We start from the raw sequence: 15982 nt of genomic DNA on the forward strand, positions 1-15982 counted from the left end.
ACTCATCATGCTTGATTTTTTGCTTCTTTAGTTCTATAATATTAAACATATTTGAAATTTGGAGAGCAGAAATGAGCGATAATCCCGAAACATCATTGTATCAAAAAAAAGAAGTAAAAGCAAAAAAGAAGCACGGCATTTTTTTTAAGCTTGGAATGGTTATTTTAGTCATTTTATTCGTATTGATTTTACCTATTGCCGTATTTCTTATTTATTCTGCAATTGACGGCATTAATCCCATCGAATATATACCTGAAGGGCATTATGCCTATGTGAATATTGAGTCGGCAGGGCAGCTTTTACAAAAAACTCTTTCGGTTCAGACTCTTGATTCCGTTTTAAGCTCGCCTGAAACGGCTCAGCTTCAGGGGGCTATCCGTTCCTTTAGGGCATCGCCGTTTCTTTCTTCATGGTGGTTCGGCACTGCATCTAATATTAGTTTAGACATAGCGGCCTATCCGGGCAATAACTTTTTGGTTTTTGCCAAATTGGGATTCCGATCGGCCGGCACTAGATTATTACCTTTTATACTGAAATTTAAGGCCGATTTGTTTGAAGATTTAAAAGAGCTTAAACAGCTTGAAGAAAACGGCATAAACTTTTGGCAGTATGACTTGGGAGGCGGTCAAAACATATACGCAGTAAGCTATAAAGATTCCGTAATAGTTTCTACATCCAAGGATTTATTTTTTTCCGGACTGTCTAAAAAGAATGAAGATGAACACATTAAAACATTGCGTAAATTTCTTAAAGAAAAAAAAGGCGGAACTTTAAGCGTATTAAGCGATGTAAATTATTTTACCAAAGACACACCAAAAGATGATTCTATAAGCAATAATGTTGTAAGAGCTCTTAAATTTCCTGAACCTGCAAAAGTTGATCTTACCTTGGATTATAAGGATATTGGAATTTCGGGGCTTTGTAAGTGGGACACTGAGCTTGAAGGCTTGAGTACGGTTCTTAAAAAACAAGCCTTCATTCCCGGGATATTGAACAGGCTTCCGAAATCTACCGATTATATAAGCTTGATAAATATGGGAGATCCTCAATTTTTGTTTCAAAACGGAAAGGATATTTTAGGATCATCCGTATTACAATCATATAACTCGGCAAATAGGGCTGCAAGATTTGTTTTTAAAAAGAGCATAGATGACTTGCTTTTTTCGTGGATGGGAGAAGAAATAGGTGTTTTTGAAGTAAAGCAATCCGAGGTTCCCATCTTTTTTGTTTCTTTAAAAGACGAAAAACTATGCAGACAGGCCTTCGAATTAATCTATACCTCATTCTTTGTAGACAGAAATATATCGGCCCTTGTTGACGGTATAAGAATACCTCGTATAAATTTCCCTGATATTTTAACCTCTCTTTTACGCAGCTTTGATGTAGAGCTCCCTTCGCCTTTCTATTTTATCGAAGGCGGTTATCTGTATCTTTCTCAAAGTGCGGAAGCCCTCGCCTCCATGATGAATGATGTTAAAAGAGGAAATTTGCTTGTAAAAACCGAAAACTGGAAAAACATAACAAGGTCTGTTTCTCCCGAAACTTCTGTCTTTGTTTATTATAATTTGGAAAACCAAATTCCTTCATTTTTAAGAACAAATGAAGCCTTACAATCTGTATTGCAAAGCTTCGGACGCGGGCTGGTTTCAATACGCTTTGAAAAAGACAAGACTCTTAAATTTGAAGTTTATGCCCAAAAAACCGAGGCTCATTCCTTGGGAGAGCTTGCTGCATTTCCGTATGAAAATAAGACCAAATTGAATTCTTATCTATACTGCGGAAAAGGGGTAAACAATGTTCCTTTTGCATATTGGACAAGCGGGGTAAACCTGTATGCCCTAAACCTCGCTGATAAGCAATTAAAATCGATAAAACTCGATGATAAGGCCTATTTAAACCTTGAGACTAAAAACGGTATTGTGAATTCCGTTTGGGCCGTATCTGCACGCGGAAGTGTTTACAAAACGGATTATAATCTTACTGTGGCTTCAGGCTTTCCGATTTTGACCGGAGAAAAATTAAATTCTTCTCCTGCTGTTATACAGGATAAGATTGTTGTTCCTGTTGCAAATAAACCGGTGCTTTTATATGTAGACGGTTCTGCATCTTTTTATTATTCGGATGATATGAATACGCGTTTAAGGAGCTCGCCCGCAGTTTACGGAAAATTTATTACGGCTATTCCTCGTTCTTTTGACAGTTATATGTACGTTTTTGATGATAAGGGAAAAATTGTGTCCGGCTATCCCAAGGCTCTTGACGGCATCTCCGCAGTTCAGCCTATTCTATATAAAAATAATTCGTATGAAGCTGTATTAACTGAGAAGGGATTGTTTACTCTTAGGCCTTCAAGTATTTTATCCGGAAACGATGGAGAGACTTACTCGATAGATCTTAATTCTTCTTGTAAGACGCAGCCGGTTTATTCCGAAAACTTAAAAATGTTCTTTTTGATTACGGATAACGGCTTTTTATATAAGATAGATACGGAATGTAATATAATCGACAAAATTCCTTTAAAGCAAAAAAATGCCGCAGATTATCTTATAAGTTTAATCGATCTTGATTCGGACGGCTATGATGATGTGCTTGTTTCCGGCGGCGGAAATTCCATCTATGCCTATAACGCGAACTTTTCGCCGTTAAACGGCTTCCCTATTGCAGGAACAGGAGTTCCGTATCTTATCGATGTAGACGGAAACGGAAAGTCTGAATTGATAAGCTGCGGCATAGATAACCGAATCCATTCTTATACGGGAGTTTCAAAATGAAAAAATTTTTATGTTTAATGCTTATCGCTTCTATACTTTTTGTCTCTTGTTCGACAATGCAAAAAGATTCTATTTATTCTACTGCCTCATCTCAGGATAATATTCGTAATATAGAAAACATTGAGGTGAACATAGTCAGGCAGTACCGCGAAAATAATCAGGAAAAGATTTTACAGATAAGGCAGGATTTAAATACTCTTTTATCTGTTCCGTCATCTGACAGTTCATATCTTGCTCTTGTATATGCCCTTTATTCGGACTATTTTTTGCTCGTCAGGGATAGGTCTTCGGCTAAAAGAATGCTTAAAAGAGCTGAAAACTATAACCCTCACGAAGAGTATGTATATCTTGTCAAAGCTCGCTTAACCGAAAAACTCGAAGATAAAAGGGATTATTTGATTTCGATGATTAAATTAAACCCGCGAGCATACAGGCTTCAATCTGAGTTGGGCTTTGTATATTATCTTTTGGAAGATTATACCCGGGCACTTGTTGCCTTTGATGCTTCCTTGGATTTTTTTGCATGAAGAGTACGGCCTTCTTTACGGTGAAAAGAGGGAATATTGCCGCAAATTTTACAAGGTTGATTCCGATTTAAAAAATAGTACAGCACAGATTTTAACTAAAACTAAGATAAGCCTGATAGAAATGACAGCCCTGACTCAGGATAATACCCATGCCCTCGATTCAATTACGGGTACTGCCTTTTGGCGGTCTCCTATGCTCGCCGACAGGCTAAAGGCGGCGGGCTGGTATGACGAGTCTGTCAACATTTCTAAAGGAACGGCAACAAGAAAGGATGCGGCTCTTTTTTTGTGGCACCTTCTTATAGGCAACGATAATGAGGCCCTTACCCAATACAGCCGACACTATGTCTATAGCGGAAAGCCAAGCCCTATACAGGATGTTGCCATAGACGGAGTTTATTTTGATGCAATCATAGGTACCGTAGAAGAAGATATAATCCCCCTGATCGACGGCCGTCTCTTTGTTCCCGACGGCGAGGTTTCAGGTCTTGACTTTTACGAATGGCTCAAAAAAGCCGATAGTCTGAGGTAGATTCCAAAAGCTCTTCACTGAAAGAATTCTATCAGGCTTTTAGCCCTACTTGTAAATTTCCCGCTTTCATATTATAATCTTTCCTCGTATTTTAAAAATAAATGGAGAAAACAATGAGCGAAAAATTGCAGGCGATTGAATTGGAAAAATCTTATAATCCTAAAGAATTTGAAGAGCGTATTTATTCTTTTTGGGAAGCAAATAAGTGCTTTAGCCCGGTAAAAAAGAAAAACACCAAAAACACCTTTACGGTCGTCATTCCGCCTCCCAATGTTACGGGCGTTCTCCATGTAGGCCATGCCCTTGATGAAACCTTGCAGGATGTAATTGTACGCTATCACCGCATGAAAGGAGACGAAACCCTTTGGATTCCCGGAACCGATCATGCAGGTATTGCAACCCAATCCGTTGTAGAAAAAAAGCTAAAGGCTGAAGGCAAGACGAGGCACGACCTCGGAAGGGAAGCCTTCGTAGAAAAGGTTTGGGAAGTTAAAGATGAGCATCACTCGATAATAACAAAACAGCTCCGCAAAATGGGCGTTTCGGTTGACTGGGACAGAGAACGCTTTACCTTGGATGAAGGACTCTCTCAGGCTGTAAGGGAAGTCTTTGTTTCTCTTTATGAACAGGGGCTCATCTATCAGGGAAACTATCTTGTAAACTGGTGCCCTTCATGCGGTACGGCAATTTCCGATGATGAGGTTGAACATGAAGATAGAAAGGGCGGCATGTATCATATTTATTACGAATTGGCTGACGGGGCTGTTTTACAAAATGAGCAAGGCGAAAGAATAACAAGAATTGAAATTGCGACCACCCGTCCCGAAACCCTCTTGGGAGATACAGCCGTTGCAGTTCACCCCGAAGATCCCCGCTATGCGTCCATCATAGGAAAGGAAGTAATTCTTCCTCTCGCAAATAGAAAGATTCCTGTTATTGCCGATTCTTATGTTGACAGGGAATTCGGAACCGGTGTTGTAAAGATAACTCCTGCCCATGACCCCAATGACTGGGAAGTAGGAAAGAGGCATAATCTTCCGGTTCTCAATATCTTAAACCCCGACGGAACCTTGAACGAGGCTGTTCCAGAAAAATACCGCGGCCTTTCACCTGAAAAAGCCCGCAAGGCCGTGATCGAAGACTTGGAAGCCTTGGGGCTTTTTAAAAATGAAGAAAAAATAAAGCACGCTGTAGGCTGCTGCTACCGCTGTCACACAACTATAGAGCCCTATGTTTCAAAACAATGGTTTGTAAAAATGCAGCCCTTGGCAGAAAAAGCCTTAGACGCATGGAAAAAAGGCGATGTTGTTTTTTATCCTCAAAAATGGGAGAACACTTATGCTCACTGGATGAATAATATCCGTGACTGGTGTATTTCCCGTCAGCTTTGGTGGGGACACCGTATTCCTGTTTGGTATTGTGCCGATTGCGGCAAAACAATAGTAAGCCGCACAGATATTACGGAATGTCCTCACTGTAAGTCAAAAAACATAAAACAAGATGAAGACGTTTTAGACACTTGGTTTTCAAGCTGGCTTTGGCCCTTTTCGACCCTCGGCTGGCCAGAAAAAACCGAAGACCTCGAACGCTTTTTTCCCAACCTCGGCCCTTGTTACGGGGCACGATATAATCTTCTTTTGGGTAGCCAGGATGATTATGGCTTCCTTACAGTTTACGGGAAAGGCTCCGTTTAAAGATATTTTTATCCACGGCTTGGTTAGGGATAAACAGGGCCGCAAGATGAGTAAGAGCTTAGGGAACGGAATTGATCCCCTTGTAGCCATCGAAGAGTTCGGGGCTGATGCCATGAAGTTTACTCTTACCTTTATGTGCGGCTCCCAAAGTCAGGATTTTTTAATCGACATGGAAAGCTTTAAGCTCGGCTCGAAATTTGCAAACAAGGTTTGGAATGCTTCGCGCTATATTTTAGGAAACCTTGCAGGAAGAACCATTGTGCCTGTAAGCCGAGATGCTTTAAAAGAACTTGACCGCTGGATTTATCACGAGCTTAACGAGGCTGCCCAAGTTGTAAGGACAAGCCTTGATTCTTACCGCTACAATGAGGCGGCTCAAAAGGTTTACGAATTCTTTTGGAATAATTTTTGCGATTGGTATGTTGAAGGAACCAAGCTTTCGTTTAAATACGGGGATGAAAAAGAGAAGGATAGGGCAGCCTCGGTGCTCCTTGCCGTCTTGGAAGAATCCTTACGCCTCCTTCACCCCTTTTTAGCCTTTGTTACAGAAGAGATTTATTCCAAACTGCCTAAAAATTGTGCTGAAGGTGCCTTGGCCCGTGCCGAGATTTTGATGACCTCCGATTACCCGGAAGAAAAAAAAGAGCGCATAGACGAGGCCGCTTCCATCCGCTTTAGAACCATGCAGGAAATTGTCCGCAACATCAGAGCCTTACGCGCCGAATGCGGTATAGACCCTCAAGTTAAGCTTAAAGTTTCTCTTTATATCGAAAAAGATTCTCCTGCAGAAGCTGCCCGCGAAAATGCCGAAATAATTAAAATGCTTTCAGGTCTTTCCGACTTAAGCTTTATTTCTTCGCTTAATGAAAAACCGGCCTCTTCAATAGGTGTAGTGGGAGCAGGCTTTGAAGCCTTTTTGATAACGGGAGACTCAATCGATATCGAACAGCTAAAAAAGAGGTTTGAAAAAGAGCTTGAAAAAAATGAGCAAAATGCTTCAAAGATAGATTTAAAACTCAAAAACGAGAATTTTGTCAAAAACGCTCCGAGCGAAGTCATCGAAGGTGAAAAAGAAAAGCTTACAGAATTTTTACGCCGTATCGAAAAACTAAAGGGGTATTTACAGGGAATGTAAGCAGGGGATACTGAACTCTTTTTAAACCGCAAGGGGTGCAAAGAGCGCAAAGTTGCTGATTTAAAAAATGAAACTTGAACGCATTCTTGAAATTATTATATATTTATTAAACCACGAAAAAGTTTCGGCAAAGTATTTAGCCGACTATTTTAATGTGTCGGTTAGAACTATTCAGCGCGATATGGTAAGCATAGCAGAAGCCGGAATCCCTGTGTATACATTGGGCGGAAGATACGGCGGCTATGCTGTCTTGGAAAATTATAAAATAAAAAACATCAACATCAAAAACAGCGAACAGCAGATTATTATAAACGCCTTGGAAAGTCTTGCGACCTCATACACAAACGATAAGCTCAATTCTTTAATCCAAAAATACAATGCAATTATCGAAAAAGAGGGCGGGCAAAAAGTATTTTGGGATTTTAGCGTTACAAAAGAAAATAAAAAAGTGCAGGGTTCCAATATGCTTTTAGAAGAGGCTATCAACAGTAAAAACTATATTGTTTTCGATTACCGCAATTCCGAAGGGAAAAGCTCCCATGTTTGCGCGGAGCCTCTTGCCATTCATTATAAATGGTATGCATGGTATTTATTTTCATACATCAAAGAAAAAAAAGAATATAGAACCTTTAAGGTTGCACGGATGCAAAATCTTGTTCTCTCAAAAGAAAGGTCTTTTATAAAACACGGCGACATACAACAAAAAATGAAAGAAGCCGAGCTTGCCTATTATAAAACCTGCATCGATATAGAAATCGCTTTTGATGAAACAGATGTTCCTCTCATCGAAGAATACTTCCCCGATTCCGTAATCGAAAAAATTTCTTCTCAAAAATGCAAAACCCATATTCGTGTTCCTGCAAGGGAGCGCTTATGGAAGGCTCTCCTCCTCAGCTTCGGAGACAAAGTAAAGGTTATCTCTCCAAAAGATTACCAAGAAGAACTTATAAAAACCGCAAAAAGTTTTTTATCTAATTACGACATATAGTTGTCGCTCTCTTGTGATAGTATTCGTTATCAATTTTGAGACGGATACAGTTTAATGAAAAAATATTTTTTAATATCGAAAGCATATTTTAAAGGTTCCCTTATGAATTTAATGGAATATAAATTCAATTTTATAAGCGGCGGAACCTTTGAACTTGTATGGATGCTGATGTATCTAATTTTTATAAACACTATTTTTATTCACACAAAAACGGTGAACGGTTGGGATAAGTACCGAATGCTGATGCTTACCTTTCAAGGCGGACTTATGGATTCACTTTTTACTTTTTTGATAGTACCGGGATTAAAAAGATTACCCGAAATGATAAATACCGGCACCTTGGATTTTATCTTACTAAAGCCATTGCCGCCGCGTTTTACTATTTCGTTTAACGAATTCGATATTCCTCAAATAAAAAATATCTTCATAAATATTGCAGGTTTAATTTATTGTTTTATCGAACTCGATATAAAAATGACGCCATTAAAATTATCGCTTTATATTTTGCTTTCGCTTAACGGCTTTTTTTTAATTTATTCGATTATGTTTATATTGATGAGCTTAGCTTTTTGGTTTATGAGAATGGATATTGTTATGGGAATAGGCTCGGAACTTATTACAATCGGAAATAAACCCATGCAGATATATCCCGGCTTGATTCAAAAAATACTCATATTTGTTGTTCCGCTTTTTATTTGTTTTAATTTTCCGATTTTATTTGCCGTAGAAAAATTACCGAGGTACTACATCGGGGTTTCTTTTGTTTCGAGTTTTTTCTTTTTTATATTGTCAAATTTTATTTTTAAAAGAGGAGTAAGGCACTATGTCGGATCAGGCAGTTAATAATGTGAACAGTATTGTTGCAGAAAATATTTGCAAGACTTATGCTTATTATAAAAAGGAAGCAGGTCTTAAAGGAAGCATTAAAAATATATTTAAGCGGGAAAAACTTTATAAGTCTGCCGTTAAAAATCTTTCTTTTCAAATTCATCAAGGTTCGATAACGGGTTTAATCGGTTTAAACGGTGCAGGAAAAACGACAACGCTTAAAATGCTGTCGGGTTTAATATTTCCGACGGAAGGAAAGATTTCCGCATTGAATTTCAATCCTTTTGAAAAGAAAAAAGAATATTTGCGTCAAATTTCAATGGTGATGGGAAATAAGAGTCAGCTTTGGTGGGACTTGCCGGCTGTGGATTCTTTTGAATTGAATAAAACTATTTACGAACTTGAAGATGCCGATTATAAAAAAACGCTTAACACGATGATCGAAATACTCGGTGTCGAAAAACAGCTGAATGTTCAAGTGAGGCGGCTTTCTTTGGGAGAGCGGATGAAGATGGAACTGATAGCAGCCCTCATTCATAAACCGAAACTTATTTTTCTTGATGAGCCTACAATAGGACTCGACATTATTACACAATATGCTATACGGGATTTTTTAAAACAGTATTGCAGTACATATCATTCCACGCTTATATTGACAAGTCATAATTTTAACGACATTGTTTCTCTTTGCAGCGAATTGATTTTAATAAACAACGGTGAAAAAATATATTCCGATTCATTTGTTCATTTTAAAAACGAGTTTTTAAATAAAAAATACTTTATACTAAAATTAAAATTCCCAAACGCTGAAAAAATTATAAAAATCTTGCACGAAAGGGAAGGGCTTTTTGCAGAAAAAAGAGGAGAAGATACCGTTAAAATTTCTGCCGATGCTTCAGATAGTTTGGATATATTAAAAAGTATTTCCAATGATTTTATCGAAGACCTAAGCGATATTACCATTGAAAATATATCGATGGAAGATGTTATCAGAAAATTATATACGGCGGCCGGCTGATTTTTTATTTAATTATTTTAAGGGAAAGATTATGAATATCTATTATAAAGTTTTTAAGACAAGTTTAGCTAATCAATTGGAGTACAGGGTTAATTTTATTTCGGGATTTTTATTTTCGCTTTTTCCTTTTACCGTTAATGTGCTTTTATGGCTTGCCGTCAGTTATCAAAGTACGGATATGCCTCTTGAAGCAGGCGGAATTGTTTCTTATTATTTTTTAACCTTAATAACATACAATATCACCTCAACCGGTTCTATATTTAAAGTTTCGGATGACATAAGGCTCGGTACCTTAAATACCTATCTTATAAAACCGTATAATTATGCAATTTACCAACTTGCTTCCGATTTACCGCATCGTTTTGTTTTTATTACGATGAATGCTCTTCCTATTTTGATTTTATATTTTTTATTACAAAAATATTTTGTGTTTAATTTTTTTACATGGAAGATTGTATTTTTTATGCTCTTTTTATTTTCAGGTTATCTTATCAATTTTTTGATCGATTTTTTGATAGCCCTCTACAGCTTTTACTTTTCGCGTGTTTCTTCACTTTACACTTCGATAAGGGTACTTAAAAATATTTCTGCCGGTATTATTTTTCCTCTTGTCCTTTTGCCCGAACCGGTATTTAAGGTTTTAAAAAACTTACCCTTTGCCTTTATTTCCCATATCCCCGTAAGTTTTTTGCTTGATAACGAACCGTTTTATGGAGCTTTTCTCCATTTACTTAAAGGTGCTTGTTGGATAGCGGTATTAAGTGTTTTTTGTGCAATAGTATGGAAAAAAGGCTTAAAAAAATATTCCGCTTATGGGGGCTAAATATATAAAGTCCCTTCTAAAAAATTAGGTATAGATTTTTAAAAGGTGTCTTACAAATCTTTCCGCATCCGGGCCGGGACTGATGCCGTAGGTTTCTTTAAACGCTTTTTGAAAATAGCCGTCCCCGTAGTAGCCGACCGCCTGTGCTATTTCTACAATGGATAATTCATCATTATAAAGCAATTCAAGCGCCCTTGTCATTCTTACCTTTTGCGTGTATTCATTTATTGTCGTGTTAAAACAATCTTTAAAACCCGTTACCAATTTTTGCTGATTGATAGAAAAATTTTGGGTTAGTTCTCCATTTTCGAATGGATAATCCCACTATCAGATAAAGAATTGTCGGAATCAAACCAACTGAAAGAGAAAAAAGAAATGCTTGATTTTTTTCTATAGAGACAATACCCAATAAAAGTAACGGATTTATTACCGCGTCTTCCATGGTATGAGCAATAACCAACGGCCATACGGATTTTGTAATTCTGAAAATTTCCGTATACATTATCGTCCAAACTGTAACTACGATTGTTCCTATCAAAAAAATGTCAATCTTCCAACAGGTAAAGTATTTTGTATTTCACTTTCGGAAAGAAATATCATAATATAAGGCAAATGCCAAAGCCGCCATATAAATCCGATAAGCAAATATATTTTTAAATCGGATAATTTTAACTTTAATAATTGATTTGTAAGATAAGCTCTCCACACGGATTCTTCAAATATATTTTTTATAAATTGAATTGTAATCTGTGTAAACAAAATTCCGAAATAGGCCGTAAGACCTATACTCATATTGGAAAATCTGATACCTTTTGTTATTACGCCCAGTAAAATAACAATTATAGTAACGACCGGATATACCAAAAAACTTATTAAATATAATTTATCGACAAAATATCCTATCCAGCCGCAAAGGGTACTGAAAATTGTAAAAATAATTATATTTCGTTTAGTTCTATTTGTGTTATTCATCTTCTTTTTTATACTCCATAAATATTTTTTCTTTAAATCCTTTTTGCTTGCCGAACATAACTTTATCTCGTTTTATTTCTATAAAACCTAATTTAGTATAGCAATTAATTGCTGCATAATTTGTATCTACCACATCCAAAAGATAGTTTGTATAACTTGTTTCGGATATTACTTTTGTTATCAAAAAAGAAGCGATACCTCGGCCTTGAAATTTTTGTCTGACAGCTGCAAATTCTATAAAGCCTATAGTTTCCGATTTACAGTAATTAATTTCAAAGTCTTTGAAATTTGCCATGTATAAAATCCGGCCGACAAAGGCTCCGAAATATTTTTGAGCTGCTTTTTTTGCTCCATTTATAGCTCTTCCTTTAATATCTGAAAGTGCTAAAACTCCGATAATTTCCTGTTCAGTTTCTATCAGATAAAAACAATTTATTCTTATGCATTCTGTAAGAAAACTTTCTACTTTATTCTTTCCGACTTTATTTATAAATTCGGAAAAATCTTTTTGAAATGCATCGAGAATGCAATCGACAATTTTGTTTCTATCAGATTCTTGTGCTTGTCTTATTTTTTTCATACGGAATTCCTTTAATGCCTGTTTGTTCTTTATATTCTTTTTTTTAATTTTTTAAACCATTCTATATTAAAAGCAGCGATGTCGATTCCATAGTCCAAGGCAGCCATCGTGAATGTACCGATGTCTTCGATGCTTTTGGATATATTTTTTTTATGCAATGCTTTAATTCTTTTTTGATACTCTTTATCGGTAAGTAAATAATTCTTTAAAGCAGCTCTTTCATCTTCAACATTTATTGACTCTTTTACGGATTTTAATGCTGCATAGTCTTTTTCTAAGGAGATAATAATTTGATTGATCAAATATTTCCGGTTTTCCTTCGGAACATAACCCATAAAAAGAAGTTTTGCAAAATCCATATTCTTAGTTTTTGAAGTATTAAGCGGCACCTTTATCCAATCTATTAATGCCTTTTGCCCGATGTCGGTTATTGAGTATCTTTTTTTATTTACTCCTTTTTCGACCAGTTCTTCAAAACTAACCATATTCAGTTCAAGCAATTTTTTAAGAGCTGCCTGAATGCTTCCAAGGCTATCACTGCACATAGACTTAAAATTATTTTTGATAACATTTTTAATTTCGTATGCAGTCATCCTGCGTAGCAGTAAAATTCCTAAAATTATTTTATCCATAAGACACCTATCGATTTTCTATATATCTTATAGTAACATACCTTTTAGGTATTGTCAATGCTTTTACTATATTATTTTTAAAATAATTTTTATGATGCCTTATATATGGGAAAAATTAATAACCGGAAATCTTGACGGATATGTGTTTTTTGGTATATACTACATATGTGGAGGTTTTTAATGCTTACAAAATTGACACTGACGATAGATAAGGATATAGTGGAAAGTGCAAAACGATACGCAAAAAAAGAAAACCGCAGTATTTCCAAACTTGTAAGTGAGTATCTAGAACATATTTCCGGTGCAAAAAAAACTTTTCTTACAGTTAATAACTTAAATGCTCCCTTGACTGAGTCATTATCCGGTATGTTCACTGATAATGGAAAGCCCTATAATGAGCTTTTAACTGAAGCCTTATCGGATAAGTATTTATGATAAAAAAAGTGTTTATAGATACAGGCATACATTATAACGAGAAATACTACCGACTATAAAGCGGCTCAATTACGCGTATGTTCGCCTGAAAATTTTATACAGCTATTCAGGTAAAGGAATAAAGAATGTTGCTGTGTTGTTTTATACTATATCTTAGGGCATTAGATGATTGAGTTAAGACCAATTGATATATAAAAGATTTACTACAGCCCAAAGGTTTGGGGCGGTATGTCAAGGCCAAGCATTTTACAAAATTGAAGTCCAAACTTTGCAAAATTAAATGCAATAGATGTAACTATCTTATCTGTTACAATATATCCATCTTCTATAGGATTTTTTATACAATCGTCCCATCCTTTCATTTTATTAAGATCTTCGTTTGTAAATCCTTCTTCAAATAAATCTTCTTTATTTACTCCTGCCATAAACGGTTTTCCATTAAGCATTTCGGTTTTTACTAGTAAGATAGGAGCAATTGATATTGCGCCAATTATTTTATCTTTAAATTTTTTTATAAAATTTAAAATATCTTTATCTTCTATTGCAGATCTAATATCGGCTGCACCAGGCAATAGAAGGCTATCATATTCATCAATAATTATTTCATCAATTGATCTATCTGCTAATACTGTTAAACCTTCTTCACTTTTAATTAAGTCTTTATATTTGGCAAATACTACTACCTCTTTATTTTTTAAAGCTAAACCTTCAAGAGCAACACTAATCTCAAAGTTACAATAGGTTTCATAAATTAATAAAGCCGTTTTTTTCATTTATTTTCTCCTTCATAAATTATCATCATTTACCCAATCTTAGTTCCTATTTTCATATCAATTCTCCATTGCGGAGGTACGCCGTCATCTCCCCAATATTTACTTCATCTTTTCATTTGCTTTTTTTTGAAATTTTTCATTGTTGACGATAAAGCGCTCGTGTGTTCCTTCTCCGATCAAACCTGTTTTGTCATAGGCTTTTACCGAAAAGATAAGTCTTTTTCCGTCTATGTCTGTAAGTTCGCTTTCGCAATAAACTTTCATACCGAGCGGCGTTGCGGAAACATGTTTTATTTCCAATGAGGTGCCGACAGATCCTTGTCCTTCTTCCAAATAATCCTGCACGCTTTTCCATGCAGTTTTTTCCATTAATGCAATCATCGCAGGACTGCCGAATACTTTCAGTGTTCCGCTTTCCAAACTTTCAGCTGAATGATTTTCATTTACGATAATTTCTTCTTTTCCCTTAATACCTGTTTTTAACATAATAATTCCTTTTTTGGTATTTTATATTATAAGTTTTAATTTTTCAAGCACTTGAGTGTTTCTAAAAATTTATCTTGATAGTCTGCATTGATGGTGCCGTCTCTATCTAAAAATGCTATTTTCATATTAATTCCGTATTCTTTATAAAAAGCCTATAAGTTATACAAAAATAACTTCCGTATATGACAAAAACGGAATGAGGCTGAATATAAAATGAATAAAACCTGAGGCAAGAAGACCTGTATGAAACCAAAAGAAGTTACCTACAAAAACTGTAATCATTCCGCTTAATAGAATACCTAAAAGCGCCGGAATACAAAAATAAAAGGCGAGCTGTTTTAAAATCAATTTTTTTAAGTCTGAAGGCGAAAGTCCTAATTGAAAAAGAATTGTGTAGCGGAAGCGGTATTTTACTGCATCTGAAAGTTGTTGTATGGAAAGCACGGTTAAAACTGCACACATAAAACTTGCTGCAATGTAAAAAAGCACAAAGGAAATCATGGTGATAATCGGGAGTACCTCAGTAAAAAGAAATCGGCGGCTTACCAAATAATCATCGGCCATCGTCATTATTTGATTATTACCGGGTGCATAACCTTCTCCGTCCGTTTTATCTAGGTTTTTCAGTTCCTTTAATAATGAATCGGAAAGTTCATTATCAAAACGCAAAGCCGTAACGGAATAAAATGGGTTTAAATCTTTTTTATATGAATCGGCAACTACAAGAATGTAGTCGCTTCCGTAGTGTCCGTTTTGCGAAATGCCTTCATCATAAACGGCCTTGCATTTTAAAAAGTTTCCATTCAGTGATATGCTGTTATCTTTATTAAAGCTATCCAAAAATTTTAAAAGTACTTTTTTGGTGTGAAGAATATATTCTCCTTGTGCTATATTTACAGGTTTTAAGTCTAAGGACGAGCGGAGTTCATTATAATCGCTTAAAAGCAAAAAGGTGTGGGTCGGGTAATAATATCTTTTATATCCCGTATCGGACATTTCCATTTCTTTTTTTAAAAAGAGAGGTAAAGCCGATTGACCATCGGTGTAAATCGTGTGCGTAATTCTTTCGGTTATAGTTAATTTTTTTTCAATCAGCTTAATATACTCGCCAAAAGAATAATAAGCCGCTTTATTATAAATGATAATTAGCATAAGAAGCTGAAAATACGTCATGTGTTACCATCAAAATGCTGGTGTGCATTTCGCTGTTCATTTTTTGAAAGGTTTCTAAAAGAATTTGTGCCGAATGAGAATCTAAGGCTCCGGTCGGCTCATCTGCCAAAACGAGGGCAGGCTTATTTGCAATAGCCCGCGCACAGGCACAACGCTGTTTTTCTCCGCCTGAAACCTCATGCGGATATTTGTTGCGAAGTCCGTAAATCCCGAAATTCTCTTGCAATTCCTTTGCCCGCTCCAACATTTCTTTTTTGCTTTGCTTATTAAGGCTCAAGGCAAGCAGGATGTTTTCTTCTAAGGTTAGGGTGTCAAGGAGATTGTAATTTTGAAAGACGAAGCCTAAGTTGTTTTTTCTAAATTCGGCAAGGTTTGCAGCTGAAGCTTTTGTAAGCTCAAAATCTCCGAAAAGAACGCTTCCCTCCGAAGCCGTATCGATTGCAGCAATGATGTTTAAAAGGCTCGTTTTTCCGGAACCCGACGGCCCCATAATCGCAATAAACTCACCGCTTTTTACCGTAAAGCTTACAGAGTCAAGAGCCTTTGTAATATGCGATGTGCCGTATTTTTTCCCTACATTTAAAATTTTTATATCCATAAATTCCCCCCCGGCTT

General features: G+C 36.2%; 16 protein-coding genes and 1 pseudogene. 9 read left to right on the forward strand and 8 right to left on the reverse strand.

Going from position 1 to position 15982, the window contains the following annotated elements:
- Positions 1 to 71 precede the first annotated feature (71 nt).
- The 8 genes and pseudogenes from E4O00_RS04540 (at position 72) to E4O00_RS04575 (ending at position 10316) form a co-directional block, all read left to right on the forward strand.
- Positions 72 to 2771 (forward strand): FG-GAP repeat domain-containing protein, encoded by a 2700-nt coding sequence (locus E4O00_RS04540; RefSeq protein WP_253678801.1) that lies wholly within the window; start codon positions 72 to 74, stop codon positions 2769 to 2771.
- Positions 2768 to 3298 (forward strand): tetratricopeptide repeat protein, encoded by a 531-nt coding sequence (locus E4O00_RS04545; protein ID WP_253678802.1) that lies wholly within the window; start codon positions 2768 to 2770, stop codon positions 3296 to 3298. Before E4O00_RS04540 ends, E4O00_RS04545 begins: the two co-directional genes overlap by 4 nt.
- Positions 3273 to 3830 (forward strand): hypothetical protein, encoded by a 558-nt coding sequence (locus tag E4O00_RS04550; protein ID WP_253678803.1) that lies wholly within the window; start codon positions 3273 to 3275, stop codon positions 3828 to 3830. Before E4O00_RS04545 ends, E4O00_RS04550 begins: the two co-directional genes overlap by 26 nt.
- Positions 3831 to 3943: 113 nt before the next feature.
- Positions 3944 to 6659 (forward strand): annotated as a pseudogene (locus tag E4O00_RS04555) (valine--tRNA ligase).
- 67 nt (positions 6660 to 6726) lie between these two features.
- On the forward strand, positions 6727 to 7647 hold the full coding sequence (locus E4O00_RS04560) for a helix-turn-helix transcriptional regulator (protein WP_253678804.1): 921 nt from the start codon (positions 6727 to 6729) through the stop codon (positions 7645 to 7647).
- Positions 7648 to 7701: 54 nt separating this feature from the next.
- Positions 7702 to 8490, forward strand: coding sequence for an ABC transporter permease (locus E4O00_RS04565; RefSeq protein ID WP_253678805.1), 789 nt, complete (start codon positions 7702 to 7704; stop codon positions 8488 to 8490).
- Positions 8471 to 9493 carry an ABC transporter ATP-binding protein gene (locus tag E4O00_RS04570; protein WP_253678806.1) on the forward strand — a complete coding sequence of 341 codons (1023 nt, stop codon included), beginning with the start codon at positions 8471 to 8473 and terminating at the stop codon, positions 9491 to 9493. The genes E4O00_RS04565 and E4O00_RS04570 overlap by 20 nt, the downstream gene beginning before the upstream one ends.
- Before the next feature lie 31 nt (positions 9494 to 9524).
- Positions 9525 to 10316, forward strand: a complete 792-nt coding sequence (locus tag E4O00_RS04575; protein WP_253678807.1) for an ABC transporter permease — start codon at positions 9525 to 9527, stop codon at positions 10314 to 10316.
- 24 nt (positions 10317 to 10340) lie between these two features.
- Here E4O00_RS04575 and E4O00_RS04580 read toward each other — a convergent pair whose 3' ends face one another.
- From E4O00_RS04580 to E4O00_RS04595, 4 genes are all read right to left on the reverse strand, one after another.
- Positions 10341 to 10580, reverse strand: coding sequence for a helix-turn-helix transcriptional regulator (locus E4O00_RS04580; RefSeq protein ID WP_253678808.1), 240 nt, complete (start codon positions 10578 to 10580; stop codon positions 10341 to 10343).
- A 270-nt stretch (positions 10581 to 10850) separates the two neighbouring features.
- Positions 10851 to 11288 (reverse strand): CPBP family glutamic-type intramembrane protease, encoded by a 438-nt coding sequence (locus E4O00_RS04585; RefSeq protein ID WP_253678809.1) that lies wholly within the window; start codon positions 11286 to 11288, stop codon positions 10851 to 10853.
- Positions 11281 to 11868: a GNAT family N-acetyltransferase gene (locus E4O00_RS04590; RefSeq protein WP_253678810.1), complete on the reverse strand. Its 588-nt coding sequence runs from the start codon at positions 11866 to 11868 to the stop codon at positions 11281 to 11283. The genes E4O00_RS04585 and E4O00_RS04590 overlap by 8 nt, the downstream gene beginning before the upstream one ends.
- A 29-nt stretch (positions 11869 to 11897) precedes the next feature.
- Positions 11898 to 12500 (reverse strand): PadR family transcriptional regulator, encoded by a 603-nt coding sequence (locus E4O00_RS04595; protein ID WP_253678811.1) that lies wholly within the window; start codon positions 12498 to 12500, stop codon positions 11898 to 11900.
- 180 nt (positions 12501 to 12680) lie between these two features.
- Between E4O00_RS04595 and E4O00_RS04600 the strand changes: the two genes are divergently transcribed.
- Positions 12681 to 12935, forward strand: coding sequence for a DUF6364 family protein (locus E4O00_RS04600; RefSeq protein WP_253678812.1), 255 nt, complete (start codon positions 12681 to 12683; stop codon positions 12933 to 12935).
- A 203-nt stretch (positions 12936 to 13138) separates the two neighbouring features.
- On the opposite strand, the gene E4O00_RS04605 is transcribed toward E4O00_RS04600, so the two are convergent.
- The 4 genes from E4O00_RS04605 to E4O00_RS04620 form a co-directional block, all read right to left on the reverse strand.
- Positions 13139 to 13708 (reverse strand): DJ-1/PfpI family protein, encoded by a 570-nt coding sequence (locus E4O00_RS04605; RefSeq protein ID WP_253678813.1) that lies wholly within the window; start codon positions 13706 to 13708, stop codon positions 13139 to 13141.
- A 99-nt stretch (positions 13709 to 13807) separates the two neighbouring features.
- Positions 13808 to 14194, reverse strand: a complete 387-nt coding sequence (locus E4O00_RS04610) for a thioesterase family protein (protein ID WP_253678814.1) — start codon at positions 14192 to 14194, stop codon at positions 13808 to 13810.
- A 159-nt stretch (positions 14195 to 14353) separates the two neighbouring features.
- Positions 14354 to 15367, reverse strand: a complete 1014-nt coding sequence (locus E4O00_RS04615) for a hypothetical protein (protein ID WP_253678815.1) — start codon at positions 15365 to 15367, stop codon at positions 14354 to 14356.
- Positions 15327 to 15965, reverse strand: a complete 639-nt coding sequence (locus E4O00_RS04620) for an ABC transporter ATP-binding protein (RefSeq protein ID WP_253678816.1) — start codon at positions 15963 to 15965, stop codon at positions 15327 to 15329. The genes E4O00_RS04615 and E4O00_RS04620 overlap by 41 nt, the downstream gene beginning before the upstream one ends.
- Positions 15966 to 15982 lie beyond the last annotated feature (17 nt).

Origin of the sequence: Treponema sp. OMZ 788 (assembly GCF_024181245.1) — a bacterium.
Classification (GTDB): domain Bacteria; phylum Spirochaetota; class Spirochaetia; order Treponematales; family Treponemataceae; genus Treponema_B.

Excerpts from the sequence above, each read along its gene's own strand:
- E4O00_RS04595 (WP_253678811.1), bottom strand. The coding sequence starts at position 12,500 with ATGGATAAAATAATTTTAGGAATTTTACTGCTACGCAGGATGACTGCA.
- E4O00_RS04575 (WP_253678807.1), top strand. The coding sequence starts at position 9,525 with ATGAATATCTATTATAAAGTTTTTAAGACAAGTTTAGCTAATCAATTG.
- E4O00_RS04550 (WP_253678803.1), top strand. The coding sequence starts at position 3,273 with ATGCTTCCTTGGATTTTTTTGCATGAAGAGTACGGCCTTCTTTACGGT.
- E4O00_RS04615 (WP_253678815.1), bottom strand. The coding sequence starts at position 15,367 with ATGACGTATTTTCAGCTTCTTATGCTAATTATCATTTATAATAAAGCG.
- E4O00_RS04620 (WP_253678816.1), bottom strand. The coding sequence starts at position 15,965 with ATGGATATAAAAATTTTAAATGTAGGGAAAAAATACGGCACATCGCAT.
- E4O00_RS04605 (WP_253678813.1), bottom strand. The coding sequence starts at position 13,708 with ATGAAAAAAACGGCTTTATTAATTTATGAAACCTATTGTAACTTTGAG.
- E4O00_RS04545 (WP_253678802.1), top strand. The coding sequence starts at position 2,768 with ATGAAAAAATTTTTATGTTTAATGCTTATCGCTTCTATACTTTTTGTC.
- E4O00_RS04540 (WP_253678801.1), top strand. The coding sequence starts at position 72 with ATGAGCGATAATCCCGAAACATCATTGTATCAAAAAAAAGAAGTAAAA.
- E4O00_RS04585 (WP_253678809.1), bottom strand. The coding sequence starts at position 11,288 with ATGAATAACACAAATAGAACTAAACGAAATATAATTATTTTTACAATT.
- E4O00_RS04570 (WP_253678806.1), top strand. The coding sequence starts at position 8,471 with ATGTCGGATCAGGCAGTTAATAATGTGAACAGTATTGTTGCAGAAAAT.
- E4O00_RS04560 (WP_253678804.1), top strand. The coding sequence starts at position 6,727 with ATGAAACTTGAACGCATTCTTGAAATTATTATATATTTATTAAACCAC.
- E4O00_RS04590 (WP_253678810.1), bottom strand. The coding sequence starts at position 11,868 with ATGAAAAAAATAAGACAAGCACAAGAATCTGATAGAAACAAAATTGTC.
- E4O00_RS04600 (WP_253678812.1), top strand. The coding sequence starts at position 12,681 with ATGCTTACAAAATTGACACTGACGATAGATAAGGATATAGTGGAAAGT.
- E4O00_RS04565 (WP_253678805.1), top strand. The coding sequence starts at position 7,702 with ATGAAAAAATATTTTTTAATATCGAAAGCATATTTTAAAGGTTCCCTT.
- E4O00_RS04610 (WP_253678814.1), bottom strand. The coding sequence starts at position 14,194 with ATGTTAAAAACAGGTATTAAGGGAAAAGAAGAAATTATCGTAAATGAA.